The sequence below is a fragment of the Streptomyces sp. NP-1717 genome (assembly GCF_022695985.1).
Taxonomy (GTDB): Bacteria; Actinomycetota; Actinomycetes; order Streptomycetales; family Streptomycetaceae; genus Streptomyces.
In genome coordinates, this window is sequence record NZ_JAAPBF010000115.1 from 1 (window position 1) to 21897 (window position 21897).

Consider the following 21897-nt stretch of genomic DNA (forward strand, 5'->3'; position numbering starts at 1 on the left):
TCAGCGGCTGCTCGACGCGGGGATGCCGTTCCACGCGCACGAGGTGTTCGAGGACGCGTGGAAGTCGGGCCCCGCCGAGGAGGAGGCGCTGTGGCGGGGTATGGCGCAGCTCGCGGTGGGGCTGACGCATGCCGCCCGGGGCAATCCGACCGGCGGCGTGCGGCTGCTGCTGCGGGGCGCCGAGCGGATTGCGGGGTACGAGGCGCCGTACGGGATCGATGTCCCGGGGCTGACCTCGTGGGCCCACCGCCTGGCTGACCGGGTCGAGGACACCACCGTGGACGCCGCCGCCGAGGCGCCGCGTCTGACGCGGCCGGCGGGCGGTGGGTGAACTCCCGTACAGGGGGCCCGGACACACCCGCGTCCGGTCGGGTCAGGCCGGGTCAGGACTCGACCAGGACGACCTCCAGCGTGCGGGGACCGTGCACACCCTCGACCCGGTCGAGCTCGATGTCGCTGGTGGCCGAAGGGCCGGAGATCCAGGTCAGCGGGCGGGTCGGGTCGAGCCTGGGCATCGCCTGCGGTACGGAGGCGACGACCTGCTCCGGCGCCCGGACCACGCAGATGTGATGGTCCGGTACGAGTGAGATACGGCGCCGGCCCTGGTCGGGGCCGCCGTCCAGGACGATCGTGCCGGTCTCCGCGATGGCCACGGCGCAGCCGGTGACGACGCTGTCGACCTCGTCCAACTCCTGGGCGGTGGACGCCTCCCGGTCGTGGATCCGGGTCGGGTCGGCGGCGGCGAGCCACGACGGCGGGAGGCCCGGCGGCACCAGGACCGTACGGGAGCCGTGCTCGGCCAGCAGGCGCCCCAGCAGCTCCGTGAGCCCGGCGGAGTCGGTGCGGTGGACGACGGCGCGGTAGTCGGCGAGGTTCTCGGCCAGCAGGTCGACCATGGCGGAGTCGGGGGTGTGCGTGTCGAGGTAGTCGCGCGTGACCTCGGGGACCTCGGGCGCGTCGGCGACGGCGGCGCGGATCCGGGCCAGGACGCGCTCGCGCGAGCCGTTTCCCGCAGTGGCGGACGGGTCGGTGGTCATCACGGCTTCTTCCCGTCCGTCTTCGGCTTGCGGTTCTTCTTCCACCAGTCCCGGAACGGCTCCGCGGGGATCTCCGGCAGCTCTCTGCTCCGTGTCCACGCGCCCGCGCCGGGCAGCTTCGACGGGTGCAGCCTGCGGGTCCTGGACGCTGCCCGCTCCCCCGCGCCCAGTACGCCGGGATGGTCGAGCACCCAGCCCGCCGCCTTCATCGCGGCCTTCTCGACCCGGTGGCCCTTGCCGCCCTGGTCGGCGACCCGCTCGCGGAGATGGACCAGTACCTCGGGGATGTCGATGGCGACCGGGCACACCTCGTAGCAGGCGCCGCAGAGCGACGAGGCGTACGGCAGCGAGGCGTCGATCTCGCTCCGCGTGCCCCGGAGTTGGGGGCTGAGGATCGCGCCGATCGGTCCCGGGTAGACGGAGCCGTACGCGTGCCCGCCGGCCCGCTCGTAGACCGGGCAGACGTTGAGACACGCCGAGCAGCGGATGCAGCGCAGTGCCTGGCGGCCGACCTCGTCGGCGAGGGTGTCGGTGCGGCCGTTGTCGAGGAGGACGAGGTGGAAGGTGCGCGGTCCGTCGCCGTCGGCGGTGCCCGTCCAGGTCGAGGTGTACGGGTTCATCCGCTCGGCCGTCGACGAGCGGGGCAGCGTCTGGAGGAACACCTCCAGATCGCGCCAGGTGGGCACCACTTTCTCGATGCCGACCACGGAGATGAGTGTCTCCGGCAGGGTCAGGCACATCCGGCCGTTGCCCTCGGACTCGAAGACGACGAGCGTGCCGGTCTCGGCGACCATGAAGTTGGCGCCGGAGATGCCGACCTTCGCGCGCAGGAACTTCTCGCGGAGGTGGAGCCGTGCGGCCTCGGCGAGATCCGCCGGGGTGTCGGAGAGCCCATGGGGTGCGGCGCGCCCCCAACTGGCCATCTTCTCGCGGAAGATGTCGCGGATCTCGCCGCGGTTGCGGTGGATGGCGGGGACGAGGATGTGGGAGGGCCGGTCGTCGCCGAGCTGGACGATCAGTTCGGCGAGGTCGGTCTCGTACGCCGCGATGCCTTCGGCCTCCAGGGCCTCGTTGAGCCCGATCTCCTGCGTGGCCATCGACTTGACCTTGACGACCTCGCTCTCGCCGGTGGCCTTCACCAGGTCGGCGACGATCCGGTTGGCCTCGTCGGCGTCGGCCGCCCAGTGGACGGTGCCGCCGGCGGCGGTGACCTTGGCCTCCAACTGGACCAGGTAGCGGTCGAGATGACGGAGCGTGTGGTCCTTGATCTGCTTCCCGGCCTCGCGCAGCTCGGCCCAGTCGGCGAGTTCGGCCACCGCCTTGGCGCGCTTGTCGCGGATGGTGTGGGTGGCGTGGCGCAGATTGCCGCGCAGGGTCTTGTTGTGCACGGCCTCCTTGGCCGCCCGCGGGAACGACGGCATACCCATGAACGTCCCGCTCATACGAGGGGCTCCTCTCGGGTGCTCGCCAGGATGTCGGCGAGATGCAGGGCGCGCAGCGGAGCTTCTTCCCGGCGCAGGACGCCCCCGATGTGCATGAGGCAGGAGTTGTCGGCGCCGCACAGGACGTCGGCGCCGGTGGAGACGGCGTTGCTGACCTTGTCCTGGCCCATGGCGGTCGATACATCGGAGTTCTTGAGGGCGAAGGTGCCGCCGAATCCGCAGCATTCGTCGGCGCCGGGCAGCTCGCGCAGCTCCAGTCCGTCGACGGCCTCCAGGAGGCGGCGGGGTCTGTCGCCGAGCCCGAGCATGCGCAGTCCGTGGCAGGACGGGTGGTAGGTGACCGTGTGCGGGAAGTAGGCGCCGACGTCGGTCACCCCGAGCACGTCGACGAGGAATTCGGTCAGCTCGTAGGTGCGGGAGGCGAGGGAGGCCGCGGAGGCGTCGCCGATCTTCGGGTAGTGCTGCCGGACCATGGCGGCACAGGATCCCGAGGGGGTGACCACGTACTCGTACCCCTCGAAGGCGGCGGTCGTGCGGCGCACGAGCGGCTCGGTCTGCGCGCGGTAGCCGGTGTTGAACTGGGGCTGGCCGCAACAGGTCTGCGCCTCGGGGAAATCGACCTCCACTCCGAGGCGTTCGAGGAGCCGCACGGTCGCGATCCCGGTGGACGGATACACCGCGTCGTTGACGCAGGTGACGAAGAGGGCGACACGCATGGCCGGAGCATATGCGGTGACCTGCGACGAACGTAAGACCCCGTAGTCATCCGATGTATTCACGCGGGCGGCGAGCCTTCCGCGTCATGAGGCAGACTCGGGCCGGTGAGACAGATCTATGTGATCGGCATCGGCGCGGGCGACCCGGACCAGCTGACCCTCCAGGCGGTCAAGGCGCTGAACCGGGTGGACGTGTTCTTCCTCCTCGACAAGGGCGAGGCGAAGGCGGACCTGATCGGGCTGCGGCACGCCATCCTCGCCGAGCACATCGCCGAGGGCCGCGAGTACCGGCTGGTCGAGGCGCGCGACCCGGACCGCGACCGTACGGCGGGCGGCGCCGACTACTCCCCCGCCGTCGGCGACTGGCGCAGCCGCCGGGCCGACATCTACGAGCGGATGATCACCGACGAGCTGGGCGAGGACCAGACCGGGGCGTTCCTGGTGTGGGGCGATCCCGCGCTGTACGACTCCACGCTCGGCATCCTGGACGAGATCCTGGCGCGCTCCACGGTCGGCTTCGAACACGAGGTGATCCCCGGCGTCAGCAGCGTCTCGGCGCTGCTCGCCAAGCACCGCACAGGGCTGAACCGGGTGGCGCGCCCGGTGCAGATCACCACCGGCCGGCGGCTGGCGCAGGCGTGGCCGGAGGGGGTGGACGACGTGGTGGTGATGCTGGACGGGCATCAGTCCTTCCGCCACTACCTGGCGGAGGACCCTGTCATCCACTGGGGCGCGTACGTCGGGACGGCGGACGAGATCCTGGTGTCGGGGCGGCTGTCCGAGGTCGCGGACCGGATCGTGGAGCTGCGGGCGGAGGCCCGCGCCCGCAAGGGCTGGATCATGGACACGTATCTGCTGCGGCGGGACACGCCCCGGGACTGAGCCCCAGCCGGGCCAGCGCGCCTCGTACGTCGGGCACTTCAGGGACGCCGTCGGGCGCGGGCGGCCGTTCGACCATGACCACGGGCAGGCCGAGTTCGCGGGCGGCGGTGAGTTTGGCGGCGGTGGCGGACCCGCCGCTGTCCTTGGTGACGACGACGTCGACGCGGTGTTCCAGCAGGAGCGCTCTCTCGCCCGCGAGGGTGTAGGGGCCCCGGTCGAGCAGGATGTGTGTGCTGCGGGGCAGGGGCGGCCCGGGCGGCTCCACCGTGCGTACGACGAAGTGCAGCCCGTCCAGTTCGGGACCCGCGAACGCGGCGAGACCCTGACGGCCGGTGGTGAGGAGGACTCGGCGCACACCGAGGGCGGGGAGTCGCGCGGCGGCGTCCGCGAGGGAGCGGACGGGGTGACGGCGGTCGCGCGGGTCGGCCGGCCAGCCGGGCCTGCGCAGCGCGAACAGTTCGGTGCCGGAGTCGGCCGCCGCCAGGGCGGCATGGGCGCTGATGGTGGCGGCGAAGGGGTGCGTGGCGTCCACGAGTACGTCGACACGGTGCCCGCGGAGCCACGCGGCGAGCGCGCCGGGCCCGCCGAAGCCGCCGACGCGGACATCACCGGCGAGGGTGCCCGGGTCGGTGACGCGCCCGGCGAGGGAGGTGGTGACGTGTACGCGCGGGGCGACGGCCAGCGCGTCGGCGAGGCGACGTGCTTCGGTGGTGCCGCCGAGGATGAGCACGCGCAGGTCGCGCGGGGCGTCGGGCATAGGGCCGAGGTTACGGGGGCGGTACGGGGACAAGCAGGCGGGCCCCGGCGCGTACGGCAGCCCAGTCGGTGTCGCACGTGCGGCCCAGGGCGCGGCTGAGCCAGGTCGCCCGGTCCCGCTGCTCACGGCGGAGGTGGGGGAGGTCGATCGCGACTCCGGGTGGGGGTCCGGTGGTCTCCAGGGTGGTGACGCGGTCCTCCATGGCGGCGAAGAGGTCGCGGTCGAAGGCGGTCACGGCGTCGATGAAGGCGGATGTCGGGACGGTGACGCGGCCGTGGTCCTCGTCCTGAGCGTCGGTCCAGGTCACAGTGGTGAGGTCGGCGCCGGATTCCTTTCCCACGGTCCGCCACCAGCGAATGTGGGGCGTGGACCGCAAGTACCCCATGTCGAGGCTGTGTTGGCCGTACCAGGTGGCCGCCGCCTCGGTCTCCGGAGAGACGCCGGACCGCCAGGCGGAGTGGTCACCGGCGACGAACGCGACCAGGTCTTGCGGCACCGGATCCAGTGCATCGGGGAGCCCGTCGAGCACGTCTTCCCAGAGGCGGACCACGTAGTAGTCGACGTACGTGCCGTCGCCGTAACGGCACAAGTCGTGGCCGTCGGCCTCGATGTCGTACCAGCCATCGGTCAGGCTGAACCAGTTCAGTGAGGGTGTCTCGCCACCCCACGGCCGGATGTCCTTCACGGGTGTCAGCCCGAACCGGAATTGGATCACTCCCGGAGTCTCCCAGATCAGACTGTTTCCTCAACGGGCCGTCATAGGGTGGACCTTGGGGAACGGCGACGGATCGGGGAGCCGTTATTGATCGGGAGGACCAGGGACCATCAGGGAACGCATCGCCGCCGTGTTCGGGGTTACGCAAGGAAGCGGGTATCTACTCTCCACACGCGTTGTCCTTACCGCGCGGCATCTCTTGGACGTGGGCACCGAGACGACGGTGGTGGTGCCGGACGGGCGTGGACGTATCCGCTGCCGGACCTTGTGGTCCGGCAGGAGGTCCGGGGACGACGTGGCATTGCTGCTCGCGGAAGAAGACCTGGTGACACCCGATGCCGCAGAGGCGTTTCAAACCAGCCTGTTCGCCCGTATAGACGGTCTTGCTCCGCTGCTGAACTGCTACGCCCTCGGTTTTCCCCAAGTATCGCGGTACGACGGCCAGAAGCTGGACACCGAGCAGTTCGTCGGCACGATCAAGCCGGGTTCGAGCAGGATGCGGGACGAGTACGTCGTGGAGGGGGGCGGCACCCCTCCGGCCGCACGCGAAGACGGGGAGTCGCCGTGGGCCGGGATGTCCGGCGCACCACTCTTCTCCGGCAGACACCTCATCGGCGTGGTCACCAAAGACCTCTCGGGCTGGCAGCACAGTCGTCTCACTGCCTTGCCCCTGGAAAGACTGCCTGAACTGCCCGATTTCGTCGGCATCTGTAGCGCCTATCTCGGCAACCCCTTGCGCTTGGCTACGCTGCGCCAAACCCCAGACCACTCGGCCTCGTTCGAGGATCGGTACCGCGCCTATGTCACGGACACATTCGGCGAACTGAGTATCTTCGGCCTGGACTTCAGCCGGTCCGAACATGCCCAGTGGCCCCTCGACTCCGCCTATCTCAGTCTCGAACTCGTCCACGGAGAGGGCGGGGAAGGCGCGCCCCCCGAGCGGGGTAGGGTCGAGTCGGCCCTGCGCGACCGGCAGCGTGTGCTGCTGCGCGGCGCGGCCGGATCCGGCAAGACCACACTCGTGCAGTGGCTGGCGGTGAACGCCGCGCGGGATTCGTTCCCCGGCCAACTCACCCACCTCGGTGGACGGATCCCCGTCGTCCTGCCGCTGCGCACGCTGGTGCGCGGTGCGGCACTGCCCGCGCCGGAAGACTTCCTCAGCGCGGCAGGGCATCCGCTGAGTCCGCCCGCCGGATGGATGGAGTCGGTGCTCACGGAGGGACGCGGGCTCCTTCTCGTGGACGGCGTGGACGAGATGCCGGAGGCTGACCGGGCACGAACGAAAGAGTGGCTCGTCAAGCTGCTCGCCGCCTATCAGCACACAGCCGTCGTGGTGACCACCAGGCCGACGGCAGTCGATGACAAGTGGCTGAGCCGCAAGGAGTTCACCGAGTTCCAGTTGCTGCCGATGAACCGGCGGGACGTCACAGCGTTCGTACGCCGTTGGCACACCACAGCGCGCTCGATCACCCGGCGCGACTCCGAACGAAGTGAACTCGACGCGTACGAGCAGCAGCTACTGTCCACGCTGCCCAGGAAGCAGGACTTGGCCCGGCTCGCCACCAACCCCCTCATGTGCGCGATGATCTGCGCCCTGCACCGCGACCGGCGCGGGTTCCTGCCGGACAACAGGATGAAGCTGTACGGCGCGGCCCTGACGATGCTCCTGGTGCGGCGCGACCACGAACGGGCGATCGGAGCGCCGGAAGGTCTGACAGTTGCCGAGGAAGAGCAGCAGAAAATCCTTCAGGAGATCGCCTACTGGATGATCCGCAACGAGATCGCGGAGGCGGAACAGGATGACGTGATTGGGCTGATCGCCCGGCTTCTGCCGGCCATGCCGCAGGTGGCGACGCCCGAGGACGCTCCACAGGTCTTCCGGTTCCTGCTGCACCGAAGCGGGCTCCTGCGCGCCCCGACGGCGCGCACGGTGGACTTCATTCATCGGACGTTTCTGGACTACCTGGGGGCGCGTGCGGCCGTCGAGGCACAGGACATCAACATGATCGCCTCACATGCCCATGAGGCGCAGTGGGAAGACATCGTCCGGATGGCCGTCGGTCATGCTCGGGACAGTGAACGGGCCGCTTTGCTCACCAAGCTCATGGCGTTGGGGGACGCCGTCTCCGAGACCTCGCACAACATCATGGCCCGGATTCATCTGCTGGCCGCCGCGAGTCTGGAGCACGCGACAAGTCTCGATCCAGAGGTCCGTACCGAGGTCGAGCGACGGGCCGCCGCGTTGATCCCGCCCAAGAACGAGGAAGAAGCGAACCGGCTTGCCGATGCCGGCCCGCTCGTGCTGGATCTGCTGCCCGGACCCGAGGGTCTGTCGGACGTGGAGGCGGCGGCAGTCGTCAGAACCGCGCAACTGATCGGCGGAGAGCACGCATTGCAGGTACTGCGCGAGTACGCGACCCATCCGGCGCACGGCGTTCGGGTCGAACTCGTCTACTCCTGGGCGTCGTTCGCCACGAAGACCTTCGCCGAACTCGTTCTCGCCCATATCGTCACCACCGGTCTGACGATCGCGGTGCACTCGGCGGAGCAGCTCGCGGCCTTGCATCTGGTGGGATCGGCGCCCGATGTGACGTTCAACGGCGATCTGAGCCCGGAGGGAATGGCGGCTGCCGTCCGAGCGGTGGGCGCCGAAAAGGTCTCCGTCTTCGACAACAACCGGATCAAGAGTCTCAAGGCGTTCGCCGGGAGCGGCACTCAGCTGACCGATCTGACGCTGGTGTCGTGCCATCGCATCAACGACTACAGCGGCGTCGGGGACCTCGGTCTGGAGAAGCTGAGCCTGCACGGGGTGCCGGCGTCGCGGGAGCTGTCCGGATTCGGCGCCGCCACGAACCTCCGCTCGCTCACGCTCAGCGTCCTCGGGGGCCCGGCGGAGCCGGGCCCGCTGCCGTTGCCCGCCGGCCTGCCCGTCTTCCCGTCCGTGACCAGGCTCCAACTCGTCGTGCGGATCGACGGGGACACCGACGCCGGTCGGCTTCGGGCGCTCTTCCCCAACCTGCGGCAACTGGTCCTGCATCTGGAGTCCGATGAGCTCGTCACCGTGGACCTCTCGGCGCTGAACTGGGTTCCCCAGGTGAGGGTCTCGGTCACCGGTGACGCCGTACGCGTCATCGGCGACGAATCGATGTCCGTCCGCCGTCACACACCCGCGAAGGACCCTTCATGACCCCCGACAACCTCCCCCGCGTCGACCTCACCCAAGCCGTCCAGACCGTCCGTGACCAGCTCATGGCCGCCGCGGCGACCGGTGCCGGTCAGGATCTCCGGTTCGATGTGGGCGAGATTCAGATGGAGTTCGCCGTCGAGCTGCGGCACGACACCCGCGTCAAGGGTGGCGTGAAGGCCTGGGTGGTCTCCGCCGACACCGACGCGGGCCGTGGCACCGCCCACACCCACAAGGTCGCGTTCACGCTCAAGCCCAAGAACGCCCGCACCGGCGGAGACTGGGAGATCGGCAACGACGGCCCCGAGGCGGACGTCTCTGCCTTCGCCTAAGCGCCCCACCCCGCCTGCTCCCCGCCGACCCGCTCGGCCACGATCCTCTTCCCGTAGCCCGACGCGTGGTACGCCGCCACCGGGTCGGCGTCCGCGCCCAGTTCGGCGCGGACCTCGGCCACCAGCGGGCGTACGTCCGTGTTGTAGGCGTCCATCAGCACGGCGTTCGCCGCGAGGACGTCACCGTCCCGCTGGGCGGCGGCCAGGGCCTCCGCGTCCACCAACAGCGCCTTGGCCGTGGCCTCCTGAACGTTCATCACCGAGCGGATGACGGCGGGGACCTTCTCCTCGATGTTGTGGCACTGGTCGAGCATGAAGGCGATGTCCGGGGTGAAGCCGCCGCCCCGGATCACCTCGTACATGATCCGGAAGAGCTGGAACGGGTCGGCGGCGCCGGCCATCAGGTCGTCGTCGGCGTAGAAGCGGGAGTTGAAGTCGAACCCGCCGAGCTTCCCCTCCCGCAGCAGGATCGCGACGATGAACTCGATGTTCGTGCCGGGGGCGTGGTGCCCGGTGTCCACGACCACCTGGGCCTTCTCGCCGAGGCGCAGACAGTGCGCGTAGGCCGTCCCCCAGTCGGGGACGTCGGTGGCGTAGAAGGCGGGCTCGAAGAGCTTGTACTCCAGCAGCATCCGCTGGTCGTCGCCGAGCCGTTCGTAGACCGCGGCCAGCGCCTCGGAGAGACGGTCCTGGCGGGCCCGGATGTCGTCCTGGCCCGGGTAGTTGGTGCCGTCGGAGAACCAGAGCTTGAGGTCCCGTGACCCCGTCGCGTCCATGATGTCGACGCACTCCATGAGATGCCCGAGTGCCTTGCGGCGCACCGCCGCGTCCGGGTGGCAGACGCTGCCGAGCTTGTAGTCGTCGTCCTGGAACACGTTGGCGTTGACGGTGCCGAGCCGCACACCGCGTTCGCGGGCGTACGCGGCCAGTGCGCCGTAGTCGTCGACCTTGTCCCAGGGGATGTGGAGCGCGACGGTGGGCGCGACGCCGGTGTGGGCGTGGACGCGGGCCGCGTCGTCCAGCTTCTCCTCGGGGGTACGGGGGACGCCGGGCCGGGCGAAGACCTTGAACCGGGTACCGCTGTTGCCGTACGCCCAGGACGGCGTCTCGACGGCCTGGGTCGCGAGGGCCGCCCGCACGGCGGAGATGTCGGATCGGCTCGTCATCTCTCAACGCTCCATTCGGCAGACCATGAATCGATTCATCAAGGGCGATGATGAGCTGGGCCGACCAGCCTGTCAAGAGCCCGACCCGCCCACCGGGGAGGCACCGCCCCTTCACACGGAAAAGGCGAGGGTTTCCGGTGCACGCCCATTGACGCGAACCGCTCCGCCCGTCTAGCTTCCGGAAAAGTTGAATCCTTTCATGAGTGAGTCGCGCACACCACCGAACACCCAGCCCCGCCGAGGAGCCCGCCATGGAAAAGCCCGACAAGGGCCCGGCCCCTGTCCTGGCGCTGAGGGGAGTCTCCAAATCCTTCGGAGCCGTACGGGCCCTGCACGACGTCTCGCTGGATCTGCGGCCCGGTGAGATCCACGCCCTGGCAGGCGAGAACGGTGCGGGCAAGTCCACCCTCATCAAGACCCTCGCCGGAGTCCACCGTCCCGACGAGGGAGACATCCTGCTCGCCGGCGCGCCCGTCGTCTTCCACGGCCCCGCCGACGCCCGGAACGCCGGAATCGCCGTCATCTACCAGGAGCCGACGCTCTTCCCCGATCTCTCCATCGCCGAGAACATCTTCATGGGCCGCCAGCCCAGGCGCTCCGCCGGGCGCATCGACCGCAAGGCCGTACACCGCGCGACCGCCGGCCTGATGAGCAGACTCGGAGTCGCGCTCGACCCGCGGCGCCCCGCGCGCGGACTGTCCATCGCGGACCAGCAGATCGTCGAGATCGCCAAGGCGCTCTCCTTCGACGCGCGCGTCCTGATCATGGACGAGCCCACGGCCGCGCTCACCGGCGGCGAGACCGCCCGGCTGTTCTCCGTCGTGCGGACGCTGCGGGAGGAGGGCGCGGCGGTGCTGTTCATCTCGCACCGGCTGGAGGAGATCTTCGGCCTCTGCTCGCACGTCACCACCCTGCGCGACGGCCGCCATGTCGCCTCCGAACCGCTCGACGGACTCACCGAGGACGACCTCGTGCGCCGGATGGTCGGCCGGGATCTGGACGACCTGTATCCCAAGCAGACGGGCGAGCCCGGTTCGACTGCGCTGTCCGTGAACCGGCTGACCCGCGAAGGAGTCTTCAGGGACGTCTCGTTCGACGTACGGCGGGGTGAGATCGTCGCCCTGGCGGGGCTGGTGGGCGCGGGGCGCAGCGAGGTCGCGCAGGCCGTCTTCGGTGTGGACCGCGCGGACGCGGGTGAGGTGAGGGTCGACGGCCGTGTGCTGCCCGCCGGTTCACCGACCGCCGCGATGGACGCCGGGCTCGCGCTCGTCCCCGAGGACCGCCGGCTGCGCGGACTGGTCATGGAGATGTCCATCGAGCGGAACATCGGTCTGACCGGGCTGCGCGGTGTGCGCCGCCGGGGGCTGGTCAGCCGGGCACTCGAACACGGGCGCGCCGCCGACTGGGCGGTGAGGCTCCAGCTCAAGTACGGCAAGCTGACCGATCCGGTGTCCGTACTGTCCGGCGGCAATCAGCAGAAGGTCGTCCTCGCGAAGTGGCTGGCGACCGACCCGGCCGTACTCATCGTCGACGAGCCCACGCGGGGCATCGACGTCGGTACGAAGGCCGAGGTCCACCGGCTGCTCTCGTCCCTGGCCGCGGACGGACTCGCCGTCCTGATGGTTTCGTCCGATCTCCCCGAGGTGCTGCGCATGGCCGACCGGATCCTCGTGATGCACGAGGGACGGCTCACCGCCGAGATACCCCGCGAGCGGGCGACGGAGGAGACCGTGATGGCCGCGGCCACCGGTCGTGCGCCGGACGCGTCGGCCACCCCGGGCGGCGCGCCCGCCGGCGCCGGAGGCACGGCGGCAAAGGAGCCGACCTCATGACCACCACTCTCGACAAGCCCACGCCGGAGGCCGGGGCCGAGGAAGGCCGGTCGGCCCGCTCGCTCGTCGACGCCGTCTTCCGCGCCCGGGAGATCGCGATCGGCGGCGCGCTCGTGCTGCTCGTCCTCGGCACCTGGATCGCCAACCCCGGCTTCCTCGACGACCAGGGCATCAAGGACCTGCTGCTCAACTCCTCGATCCTCGTACTGCTCGCCGTCGGTCAGTCCGTCGTCGTGATCACCCGCAACATCGACCTGTCGGTCGGCTCCGTCGTGGGTCTCACCGCCTTCGCGTGCGGCCACTTCGTCTCCGGCACCGACCACAGCGCGACGACGGTCGTCCTGCTGGGCATCGGGCTCGGCACCGTCTGCGGACTGGTCAGCGGCGCGCTCGTCAGCTTCGGCCGGGTGCCCGCGCTCGTGGTGACGCTCGGCATGCTCTACATCATCCAGGGCATCGACCACGCGTGGGCGCACGGTGAGCAGATCAACGCCGTCAACGTGCCCGACGGGGTGCTCGCCCTCGGCTCCGGCAGTGTCCTCGGCATTCCCTATCTGCCGCTGATCTCCGCCGCCGTACTCGCCGCGACCGGCTACTTCCTGCGCACGTACCGCAGTGGGCGTGAGCTGTACGCGATCGGGTCGAGCCCGGACGCCGCGCGGCTGGCGGGGATTCCCGTACGGCGCCGGATCCTGGCCGCGTACGCGTTCTCCGGCGCGATCGCGGGCTTCGCGGGCGCGCTGTGGCTCGCCCGCTTCGGGACCGTCGTCGCGGACGCGGCCAACGGCTGGGAGCTGACCGTCGTCAGCGCCGTCGTCGTCGGCGGCGTCGCCATCACGGGCGGCACGGGCAGCGTCTGGGGCGCGGCGCTCGGCGCGCTGCTGCTCACCACCATCGGCAGCGCGCTGGTCGTCCTCAAGGTCGACTCCTTCTGGCAGCAGGCCATCACCGGCGTACTGCTGCTCGCGGCCATCACCACCGACCGCGTCTTGCAGGTGCGTACCACCAGCGCGCTCAGGAAGAGGAGCCGGCGATGACCGCACTGACGAAGTATCTGCGCTGGGACACGGCGGTCGGCATCCTGCTGATCGCGGTCTTCCTCGCCGGCAGCGGCACCACCGAGGGGTTCGCCAACACGGACAATCTCTCGGCCGCGCTCGGTGACGTCTCGGAGATCGCCCTGATCGCGCTGCCGATGACCCTGCTGGTGGTCGCCGGGCAGGTCGATCTCTCCGTCGCCTCGATGCTGGGGCTGTCCAGCGCGCTCGCCGGCTCGCTCTGGCAGGCGGGCTTCGCGTTCGAACTGATCGTGCCCGTCTGTCTGTTGGCGGGCGCCGTCGGCGGGCTGCTGAACGGCTGGCTCGTCACCCGGGTCGGGCTGCCCTCGCTGGCGGTGACCATCGGCACGCTCACGCTCTACCGCGGGCTGGCGTCCGTCATCCTCGGCGACGAGGCGGTGGCCGACTTCCCGGAGACGTACGCCCGGTACGCGGCGTACACGGAGACGGTGCCCGGCACCTTCGTCCCGTATCCGGTCGCGCTGTTCGCGGTACTCGCCGTCGGTACGGCGATCGCCCTGCACTGCACGGGCTTCGGCCGTTCGCTGTTCGCGATCGGCGCCCAGGAGGACGCCGCGTGGTTCGCGGGCATCCGCGTCAAGCGGCTCAAGCTGGCGCTGTTCGTGGTGTCGGGTCTCGTCGCGTCGTTCGCCGGGATCGTCTACACCCTGCGTTACGGCAGCGCGCGCGCCGACAACGGGCTGGGGCTCGAACTGGTCGTCATCGCCTCGGTGTTGCTCGGCGGCGTCGACTTCGACGGCGGCAAGGGCACGCTCGGCGGCGCCGTCGCCGGAGTGCTGCTGATCGGGCTCCTCACGAATCTGCTGACCCTCAACGACATCTCCAACGAGATCCAGGTGATCGTCACCGGCCTGCTGCTCGTCGCGTCCGTGCTGACACCGCGGATCGTCTCCGTGGTCGCGGAGCGCCGGCACCGGCGCAAGGCGGCCGAGGAATCCGTCCCGGTCTCCGCCGCCGTCTGACTTCCCCCTTTCCGACCCTCCCGAAAGGCACCCACCGTGACACCCACCACGCTGTCGCAGGCCCGCACCCGGCGCCGCGCCGTCGCCGCGTCCGCCGCGCTCTGTGCCCTGACGCTCGCCGTGACCGGCTGCTCCGGCACCACCAAGGACTCCGTGAAGGAGGACGGCCCGGCCAAGGCGGGCGACGCCAAGGCGAATCCGGACGCCCCGCTCAAGAAGGGCCTGAAGATCGCCTTCCTGCCCAAGCAGATCAACAACCCGTACGAGAAGATCGTCGACGACGCGGGGATCGCGGCCGCGGCGGACTTCGGCGCCACCGGCAAGGAGGTCGGCCCGTCCACCGCGAACGCGTCCTCGCAGGTGTCGTACATCAACACGCTCATCCAGCAGAAGCAGGACGCGATCCTGATCGCGGCGAACGACCCCAACGCGGTGTGCGGCCCCCTCAAGCAGGCCATGAAGCAGGACATCAAGGTCGTCGCGTACGACTCCGACACCGCGAAGGACTGCCGTCAGCTCTTCATCAACCAGGCCAGCTCCGAGGAGATCGGCCGCAGCCAGGTCCGCAACATCGCCGAGCAGCTCGGCAACAAGGGCGAGATCGCGATCCTGTCGGCGACGCAGAACGCGACCAACCAGAACACCTGGATCAAGTTCATGAAGGACGAGCTGACGAAGCCCGCCTACAAGGACATGAAGCTGGTCAAGGTCGCCTACGGGGACGACGACGACCAGAAGTCGTTCCAGGAGACGCAGGGCCTGCTCAAGGCGTACCCCAACCTGAAGGGCATCATCTCGCCGACGACGGTCGGCATCGCGGCGGCGGCGCGCTACATCGGTGACTCCTCCTACAAGGGGAAGGTCGTCCTCAACGGCCTCGGCACGCCCAACCAGATGCGCAAGTACATCGAGAACGGCACACTCGAACAGTTCTCGCTGTGGAACCCGAAGGAGCTGGGCTACCTGGGGGCGTACGCGGCGGCGGCTCTGGCGTCCGGGCAGATCACCGGGGCCGAGGGCGAGAAGTTCAAGGCCGGCGACCTGGGTGAGTACACGGTCGGCAAGGACGGCGAGATCATCCTCGGCCCGCCGACGGTCTTCGACGAGAAGAACATCGGCGACTTCGACTTCTGAGGTCCCCGTGCCACGTGTGTGCTTCGTACTGAAGGTCAGGCAGGAGCGGCTGGCCGAGTACCGCGAGCGTCACCGGGCCGTCTGGCCCGAGATGCTCGCGGCGCTCGGCGCCGCCGGCTGGCGCGACTACTCGCTCTTCCTGCGCGACGACGGGCTGCTGGTCGGCTACCTGGAGACCGATGACTTCGCGGCGGCCCGGGAGGCGATGGCGGCGACGGACGTCAACGCCCGCTGGCAGGCGGAGATGGCGCCGTACTTCGAGTCGCTCGACGGCGCGGGACCGGACGACGCCATGGTCCCGCTCACCGAGATCTTCCACCTCGACTGAGGTGATCACCGCACGACAGCCAGGAGAGTGAGGGCAGCGACCATGAACGCACCGACCACGCCTCGCCGTACCCGGATCGGCCTCGTCTCCGGCGGACTCGGCGCGTACTGGCCCCAGTTCCCCGGCCTGCTGCCCCAACTGCGCCGATCGGCGGCGCGGGTGACGGAGCGTCTGGCCGGATTCGACGCCGAGGTCGTGGACGCCGGATTCATCTCCGACGCCGAGGAGGGCGCGGCGGCGGCCGAGAAGCTGCGCGCCGCCGACTGCGATCTGATCGTCGGCTTCCTCACGACCTACATGACGGCCACCATGCTGGTACCCGTCGCCCAGCGCAGCGGCGCGCCGGTGCTGCTCGTCAATCTCCAGCCCACCGAGGCGATGGACCACGCGACGTTCGGCACCGGCGAGTGGCTGGCGTACTGCGGTGCCTGTCCCCTGCCGGAGATGGCGAACGCCTTCGAACGGGTCGGGGTGCCCTTCCGCTCCGTGTCCGGGTATCTGGAGGACGAGCGGGCGTGGGAGCGGATCGGCCGATGGATCGGGGCGGCCGGGGTGCGCGGGGTGCTGCGCAAGGGCCGGCACGGTCTGATGGGTCATCTGTACCCCGGCATGTACGACGTGTCGACGGATCTGACGATGGTGCCGGCGAATCTCGGCGGCCATGTGGAGGTCCTGGAATTCGACGACCTGCGCGTACGCGCCATGAAGGCCGACGACGCGGCGGTGGGGGCGAAGCTGGCCGAGACCCGCGCGGCGTTCGAGATCGCGGACTCCGTGGTCGAGGAGGACCTGGTGTGGGCGGCCAGAGTGTCCGTCGGTCTCGACCGGCTGGTGGACGACTTCGGGCTGGACTCGCTGGCGTACTACCACCGGGGCCTGGAGGGAGAGATCCACGAACGCCTCGGCGCGGGCATGATCCTCGGCTCCTCGCTGCTGACGGCGCGCGGTGTCCCCGCCTGCGGGGAGTACGAGCTGCGCACGTCACTCGCGATGCTGATCACGGACCGGCTGGGCGCGGGCGGCACGTTCACCGAGCTCCAGGCGCTGAACTTCCGGGACGGCGTGGTCGAGATGGGCCACGACGGGCCGGCCAACCCGACAGTCTGCGCGCGCCGCCCGGTGCTGCGCGGTCTCGGTGTCTACCACGGCAAGCGCGGCTGGGGCGTCTCCGTGGAGTGCGACGTACGGCGGGGACCGGTGACACTGGTGGGACTCGGCCAGTCCAGGGACGGTCGCTACAGGCTGGTCGCCGCGGTGGGTAAAGTGGTCGAAGGCCCGCTGCTGGAAATCGGTAACACCACCTCGCGTGTCGACTTCGGCCGCGACCCGGGCGAGTGGACCGACGCGTGGAGTGCGAGCGGAGTGGGGCACCACTGGGCGCTCGCCACCGGCGACATCATTCCGGAGCTGCGCGCGTTGGGCGGTCTGAGCGGTCTGGAGCTGGTGGAGGTCACTGACTGATGGCGCAAGCGGTGGGTATCAAGGACGTCGCCCGGGTGGCGGGCGTCTCGGTCGGCACGGTGTCCAACGTGATCAACCGGCCGGACTCCGTGGCCGAGGAGACACGGGCGAGAGTGCTGTCCACCATCGAGCGGCTCGGTTACGTACGCAGTGAGTCCGCCCGTCATCTGCGCGCGGGCCGCAGCCGCATCATCGCGCTGCTGGTGCTCGACATGGCCAACCCGTTCTTCGTGGACGTCGCCACCGGCGCCGAACGGGTGGCGCGCGGGTCCGGGCTCGGGGTGATGCTCTGCAACAGCGCGCAGAGCAGCAGCGAGGAGGCCGAGTACCTGGGCCTCTTCAGCGAGCAGCGGGTGCGCGGCGTGCTGATCACACCGACCGACGAGACCGGCCGGAATCTGGAGAGCTTCCGGCGGCAGGACATCCCGTTCGTCTTCGTGGACCGGGTGGTGTCGAGCGACGAGGGCTGTTCGGTGTCCGTGGACGATGTCACCGGCGGGGCGCTGGCGATGCGCCATCTCCTCGCCCAGGGGCACACCGACATCGCGTACGTGTGCGGGCCGCTGCATCTCTCGCAGTGCCGCGACCGGCGGGCGGGCGCGCTGCTGGCGCTGGAGGAGGCCGGGCTGCCGGCCGACCGGCTGCGGGTGGTGGAGGCGAAGCGGCTGGACGTCTCCGCGGGACGTGACTCCGGCGCGCGGCTGCTGGGGATGCACAGCCGGCCGAGCGCGGTGTTCTGCGCGAACGATCTGCTGGCCCTGGGAGTGCTCCAGTCGATGTACGGGGCGGGGGTCTCCGTCCCGGACGAGATGGCGCTGGTGGGGTACGACGACATCGAGTTCGCGTCGGCCGCCGCGGTGCCGCTGACATCGGTGCGGCAGCCCGCGGCGCAGATGGGGCGGCTGGCGGCGGAGCTGCTGATCGAGGAGACCGGCGAGTCCGCGGCCGACCACCGGCATCAGCGGATCGTGCTGCAACCGGAGTTGGTGGTGCGGGAGTCCTCGATGCCGCGCGCCGGCGGCGCGCACCGGAGCTGACGCTCCGACACCAGGCTCTCCACCTGTGCCCTCAAGCGCCGGGCGGGCTGGATGTGACCGCCCGGCGGCCGGGTTCGGGCGCCGGGTCAGCCGCGGCCCACGAAGTCCCACGCCCCGTGGTCGGCGCGGTACACCTGGAAGCCGGGCTCCGTACGGACGTAGGTGGCGCCCTTCGGCGCCGTCACCTTGTCCTTCCGGTCGGCCGGCACATGGATCTCGGCGCTCGACCCGACCGGTACCTTCACCGTCAGCCGCAGGTCACGGCCGACCTTGGACCAGGCGACCGAGGCCGGCCCGCGCACCGTACGGATCGAGGTGCGCGCCCAGCTGACCCCGGTGCGCGCGTCCGGGCGGACGGTGAAGGTGCGGTAGCCGTCGTCGCCGGGGCGCAGTCCGGCGACGTTCTCGTACAGCCACTGGGCGACGGTGCCCTGGAAGTAGTGGTCGCGCGAGCGGGAGTCGAGCTGCCACATCTCCCACATGGTGTCGGCGCCGTTGTCGAACCAGTAGCCCCAACTCGGGTACGTGCGCTGGGTGGCGATGGCGTGCGCGATGTCCGGGTGGCCGTGTGCCGACAGGACACGCAGCAGCACGCTGGTGCCCAGCGCGCCGGTGTTGAGGTGGTTGCCGCGTGCGGTGATGTCGGCGACGAGGCTGTCCACGACAGACGCGCGGGCCCCGGCGGGGACGAGACCGAAGGCGAGCGGGATCGCGTTGGAGGTCTGCCGGTAGTCCGGGTCCTTTGCCGTGCTGTAGTGCCCGGCGTCGTTCAGGAACTCCGCGTTCAGGGCGTCCTTGAGCCCCGCGGCGGCCGTGCGGTAGCGCCGGGCCACGTCGTCGTGGCCAAGGAGTTCGCCCATCTCGGCGGTGTCCACCAGGGCGCGGTGCAGATAGGCGCTCGCCGTCAGCCGGGTGTCCTCGGGCGGGTTGCCGCCGTAGCCGGGCGGCAGATAGTCACCGAGCGCGGTGACGGCCAGGCCGTCCACGAGACGGTCCAGCTCCCAGTCCAGATACCGGGTCAGCACCGGCCAGTGCCGCCGGGCGACGCGGTCGTCGCCGTACGCCCGGTACATCTCGCGCACCAGGAACGGATAGACGGTGGTCCACTCGGGTGACGGGCCGAGGTCGCCGTACCCCCAGCCGCCGCTCGGGACGATCACCGGCAGTTGTCCGTCGGCGTTCTGACTGTCCTTCAGGTCGTCCAGCCACTTCGCGAGGAACCGGTGGACGCCGAAGCCGTAGGTGAGGGTGGGCGCGCCGAGCTGCGCGTCGCCGGTCCAGCCGTTCTTCTCGTACATGGGGGTGTCGGTCGGGATGCCGTGCAGGTTGTTGAGGAGGGTGCGGCGCATGGCCTTGTCGAGCGTCTCGTAGAAGGGTTCGGAGCAGGAGAACGCGCTGACCTCGTCGACCCTGGTGTGGACGGTCCGCCCGAGCACGTCGGCCGGCTCGGGCCGGGCGGGCAGGCCCTCGATCTGTACGTAGCGGAAGCCCTTGTACGAGAACGACGGCTCCCAGACCTCGGCCTTCCCGCCGCCCGCGCAGATGTAGTCGTCGCGCTGGAAGCGGCCGGGGACGTGTCCGGTCTCGGCGTGGACGCTGCCGTCGTCCTTGAGCTTCTCGCCGTGGATGAGGGAAATCGTCGTGCCGGCGGCCGCCTTGACGGTCAGCCGGGTCCAGCCGGCCGTGGTGCGGCCCATGTCGGCCACGTACACACCGGGGCGCAGTTCGCTGATCCGGGTGGGCGTGATGGTGTCGATGATCTCGATCGGGTCGTGCGGCTGGGCCCGCAGGGCGCCCTTCGGGGCCTGCTGGGCGCCCGGGGCGCGCCAGTCGCGGTCGTCGAAGCCGGGTCGTGTCCAGCCGGTGGGGGCCAGGCGCGCGTCGTAGGTCTCCCCGGCGTAGAGGGAGTTGGTGAGGGTGGGTCCCTCGGTCATGCGCCAGTCGGTGTCGGAGACGACGGTGGTGCGGGAGCCGTCCGGGTGCTCGGCCTCCAGCCGGCAGAGCAGGCGGGGCTCGCCGTGCCACGGCGGCCGGTGCCAGTTCCAGACGTTGGGGGTGGTCATGCCGTAGAAACCGCGGCCGAGGGTGACGCCGATGGCGTTGTCGCCCTCGCGCAGGAGGGACGTCACGTCGTGCACGGCGTACATGACGGTCTCGTCGTAGTCGGTGAAGGCGGGGTCGAGGACCTGCTCCCCGACGGGCCGGCCGTTCAACTCGGCGACGTAGTAAGCGAGTCCGCTGATGTAGAGGCGGGCGCGGGTGACCGGCTTGCGTACGGCGAACTCGCGGCGCAGCAGTGGCGCGGGCGCCTCGGGCAGCGAGATCGAGACGCCGTCGCCCCAGGGGCCCTCACCGTACGGGGCGAGGACGGTGGCCGTCGTCCAGCCGCTGTCGTCGAAGTCCGGTCGCTGCCAGCCCTGTTGTTCGCTCGTGACGGTCAGCCAGTCGCGGGAGGTGACGAGTTCACGGGTCCGCCCGTCGGTGGTCTCCACGACGAGGCGGGCGAGGAATCCGCCCGGGTTGACGGAGGCGCCGCCGCGGTTGGTGGCGACGGCGGCGAGGACGACGCGCCGTCCGGCGGCCTTGACGGCCTTGACGGCCTCGGTGACGTCCGCGGTCCTGCCGGTGCGCCAGCCGTCCTGCTGCTGCGGCGCGTGCGCCACCTGAGCGCCGTCGAGGTGGAGGGTGAAGTCGTCGTCGGCGGTGGCGACAAAGGTCGCGCGGGCGACGGCGTCGCCGGCGGGGAGATCGAGGGCGGCGCGGAACCACGCGGGTCCGGCGGGGGCGTCGCCGGTGGTGGCGCCCTCGGACCAGATCCAGGAGGCGCCGTCGAAGCCGGGTGGCGCCGCGGGGGCGTCGGCGCCGATCCAGCGGGCGCCCCATTTCTCGTCGCCGAGGGCGGTCTCCCACCAGCTTGCGGTGCTCCAGCGCGACACGTCGCCCTCGCCGTCCCAGACGCGCACCTGCCAGTGGCAGCGGGTGCGGGGTGGCAGCGCGGGTCCGGCGTAGGGGACGGCGACGCCGCGCGCGGAGGTCACCTTGCCGGTGTCCCAGAGGAGTTGGCGGCCCTTGGCGAGGTCGCGCGGGTCGGTGGCGGCCCTGATCTGGTACGCGCTCTGCCGGGCTCCGTGGCCGTCGGCCGTCAGCTCCCAGGAGAGGAGCGGGGCGGGGTTGTCGGTGCCGAGGACGTGCTCCGCGTACTCCACCTTCGGGGCGACGACGCGCAGGCCGCCGTCGCCGTGGGGAGTGCCCTTCGCGGGTGTGGCGGCCGAGGCCGCCCGGCCCGCGGCGAGTGAGACGATTCCGGCGCCCGCGCCCACCACGGAGGTGCCCAGGAGACCTCTGCGTGTCCAGCCCATGCCCATGCCCGCCCCTTTGATTGAATCGTTTCATGCCCAGTGTCAAGAATCGTAGGGCCGACCACGGAGGGCTCACAAGAGGCACGCGGGAGTCCGGTACGGGAGTCCGCCACAACATCGATTCTTGCTTCGATCAAGAGGAGTTTTGCGGACCTGATGCACTCACGCCTCCCGCCAAGTGCGGGCGCCGACACAGGCGTTGACCGCACTGCAGATCGCCGGTAAGACCAACTTGCAGGCATATAGCGGGAATACGGCACTCGGGATCGCATGGGGATTCTGGCAAGGCATTCATTTCTTGCACAGATTCATAGACTTCGTGCGGCGCCACTTCTACCCTTTTCGCGTCCGCAGAGTCCCCACGAGCCGCAAGGACGTATGTCTGTGACATCTCCCCCAAGACGCCGCCTGTTCCGCCGCGGTGTGTCCGCCTCCCTCTCCGCCTCCCTGGCCCTCGCGACGGCGGTGGCCGGC

Annotated in this window: 18 protein-coding genes; 11 read left to right on the plus strand and 7 right to left on the minus strand. The window is 70.3% G+C overall.

Annotated features, from left to right (window positions below):
• A partial coding sequence (locus tag GXP76_RS21840; protein WP_242573267.1) for a DUF309 domain-containing protein occupies positions 1-331 on the plus strand: 331 nt, incomplete at its 5' end.
• A 52-nt stretch (positions 332-383) separates the two neighbouring features.
• Here GXP76_RS21840 and GXP76_RS21845 read toward each other — a convergent pair.
• Genes GXP76_RS21845 through GXP76_RS21855 form a run of 3 tightly spaced genes read right to left on the minus strand, consistent with a single transcriptional unit; the run spans position 384 to position 3195 of the window.
• Positions 384-1037 (minus strand): lactate utilization protein C, encoded by a 654-nt coding sequence (locus GXP76_RS21845; RefSeq protein ID WP_242573268.1) that lies wholly within the window; start codon positions 1035-1037, stop codon positions 384-386.
• The gene (locus GXP76_RS21850) at positions 1037-2479 is read right to left on the minus strand and encodes a LutB/LldF family L-lactate oxidation iron-sulfur protein (protein WP_242573269.1); all 1443 of its coding nucleotides are present in this window, start codon (positions 2477-2479) and stop codon (positions 1037-1039) included. The genes GXP76_RS21845 and GXP76_RS21850 overlap by 1 nt, the downstream gene beginning before the upstream one ends.
• The gene (locus tag GXP76_RS21855; RefSeq protein ID WP_242573270.1) at positions 2476-3195 is read right to left on the minus strand and encodes a (Fe-S)-binding protein; all 720 of its coding nucleotides are present in this window, start codon (positions 3193-3195) and stop codon (positions 2476-2478) included. The genes GXP76_RS21850 and GXP76_RS21855 overlap by 4 nt, the downstream gene beginning before the upstream one ends.
• Positions 3196-3300: 105 nt before the next feature.
• Between GXP76_RS21855 and cobF the strand changes: the two genes are divergently transcribed.
• Positions 3301-4077 (plus strand): precorrin-6A synthase (deacetylating), encoded by a 777-nt coding sequence (gene cobF / locus GXP76_RS21860; RefSeq protein WP_242573271.1) that lies wholly within the window; start codon positions 3301-3303, stop codon positions 4075-4077.
• Here cobF and GXP76_RS21865 read toward each other — a convergent pair.
• The gene (locus tag GXP76_RS21865) at positions 4034-4834 is read right to left on the minus strand and encodes a cobalt-precorrin-6A reductase (RefSeq protein WP_242573272.1); all 801 of its coding nucleotides are present in this window, start codon (positions 4832-4834) and stop codon (positions 4034-4036) included. The two genes, cobF and GXP76_RS21865, sit on opposite strands and share 44 nt — an antisense overlap.
• 10 nt (positions 4835-4844) lie before the next feature.
• On the minus strand, positions 4845-5549 hold the full coding sequence (locus tag GXP76_RS21870) for a DUF5984 family protein (protein WP_242573273.1): 705 nt from the start codon (positions 5547-5549) through the stop codon (positions 4845-4847).
• 295 nt (positions 5550-5844) lie between these two features.
• Here GXP76_RS21870 and GXP76_RS21875 point away from each other — a divergent pair, with 295 nt between their 5' ends.
• Entirely contained in the window at positions 5845-8736 is a 2892-nt protein-coding gene (locus GXP76_RS21875; protein WP_242573274.1) for an NACHT domain-containing NTPase, read from the plus strand.
• Positions 8733-9065 (plus strand): trypco2 family protein, encoded by a 333-nt coding sequence (locus GXP76_RS21880; protein WP_242573275.1) that lies wholly within the window; start codon positions 8733-8735, stop codon positions 9063-9065. The genes GXP76_RS21875 and GXP76_RS21880 overlap by 4 nt, the downstream gene beginning before the upstream one ends.
• Here the strand turns inward: GXP76_RS21880 and rhaI are convergent.
• Complete coding sequence (rhaI, locus tag GXP76_RS21885) at positions 9062-10231, minus strand: L-rhamnose isomerase (protein ID WP_242573276.1); 1170 nt, start codon at positions 10229-10231, stop codon at positions 9062-9064. The genes GXP76_RS21880 and rhaI overlap by 4 nt on opposite strands.
• Positions 10232-10482: 251 nt before the next feature.
• On the opposite strand from rhaI, the gene GXP76_RS21890 reads away from it, so the two are divergent.
• From GXP76_RS21890 to GXP76_RS21920, 7 genes are read left to right on the plus strand one after another with little or no spacing between them, the layout of a single operon-like run.
• Complete coding sequence (locus GXP76_RS21890) at positions 10483-12063, plus strand: sugar ABC transporter ATP-binding protein (RefSeq protein ID WP_242573277.1); 1581 nt, start codon at positions 10483-10485, stop codon at positions 12061-12063.
• Entirely contained in the window at positions 12060-13100 is a 1041-nt protein-coding gene (locus tag GXP76_RS21895; protein ID WP_242573278.1) for an ABC transporter permease, read from the plus strand. The genes GXP76_RS21890 and GXP76_RS21895 overlap by 4 nt, the downstream gene beginning before the upstream one ends.
• Positions 13097-14104: an ABC transporter permease gene (locus GXP76_RS21900; protein WP_242573279.1), complete on the plus strand. Its 1008-nt coding sequence runs from the start codon at positions 13097-13099 to the stop codon at positions 14102-14104. The genes GXP76_RS21895 and GXP76_RS21900 overlap by 4 nt, the downstream gene beginning before the upstream one ends.
• 36 nt (positions 14105-14140) lie before the next feature.
• On the plus strand, positions 14141-15238 hold the full coding sequence (rhaS, locus tag GXP76_RS21905) for a rhamnose ABC transporter substrate-binding protein (RefSeq protein WP_242573280.1): 1098 nt from the start codon (positions 14141-14143) through the stop codon (positions 15236-15238).
• A 7-nt stretch (positions 15239-15245) separates the two neighbouring features.
• On the plus strand, positions 15246-15566 hold the full coding sequence (locus GXP76_RS21910) for an L-rhamnose mutarotase (protein ID WP_242573281.1): 321 nt from the start codon (positions 15246-15248) through the stop codon (positions 15564-15566).
• Between the two features lie 42 nt (positions 15567-15608).
• The gene (locus GXP76_RS21915) at positions 15609-17027 is read left to right on the plus strand and encodes an L-fucose/L-arabinose isomerase family protein (protein WP_242573282.1); all 1419 of its coding nucleotides are present in this window, start codon (positions 15609-15611) and stop codon (positions 17025-17027) included.
• Entirely contained in the window at positions 17027-18064 is a 1038-nt protein-coding gene (locus GXP76_RS21920) for a LacI family DNA-binding transcriptional regulator (RefSeq protein WP_242573283.1), read from the plus strand. Before GXP76_RS21915 ends, GXP76_RS21920 begins: the two co-directional genes overlap by 1 nt.
• An 86-nt stretch (positions 18065-18150) precedes the next feature.
• Here GXP76_RS21920 and GXP76_RS21925 read toward each other — a convergent pair whose 3' ends face one another.
• Positions 18151-21423 (minus strand): family 78 glycoside hydrolase catalytic domain, encoded by a 3273-nt coding sequence (locus GXP76_RS21925; protein WP_242573284.1) that lies wholly within the window; start codon positions 21421-21423, stop codon positions 18151-18153.
• Positions 21424-21897: the final 474 nt, after the last annotated feature.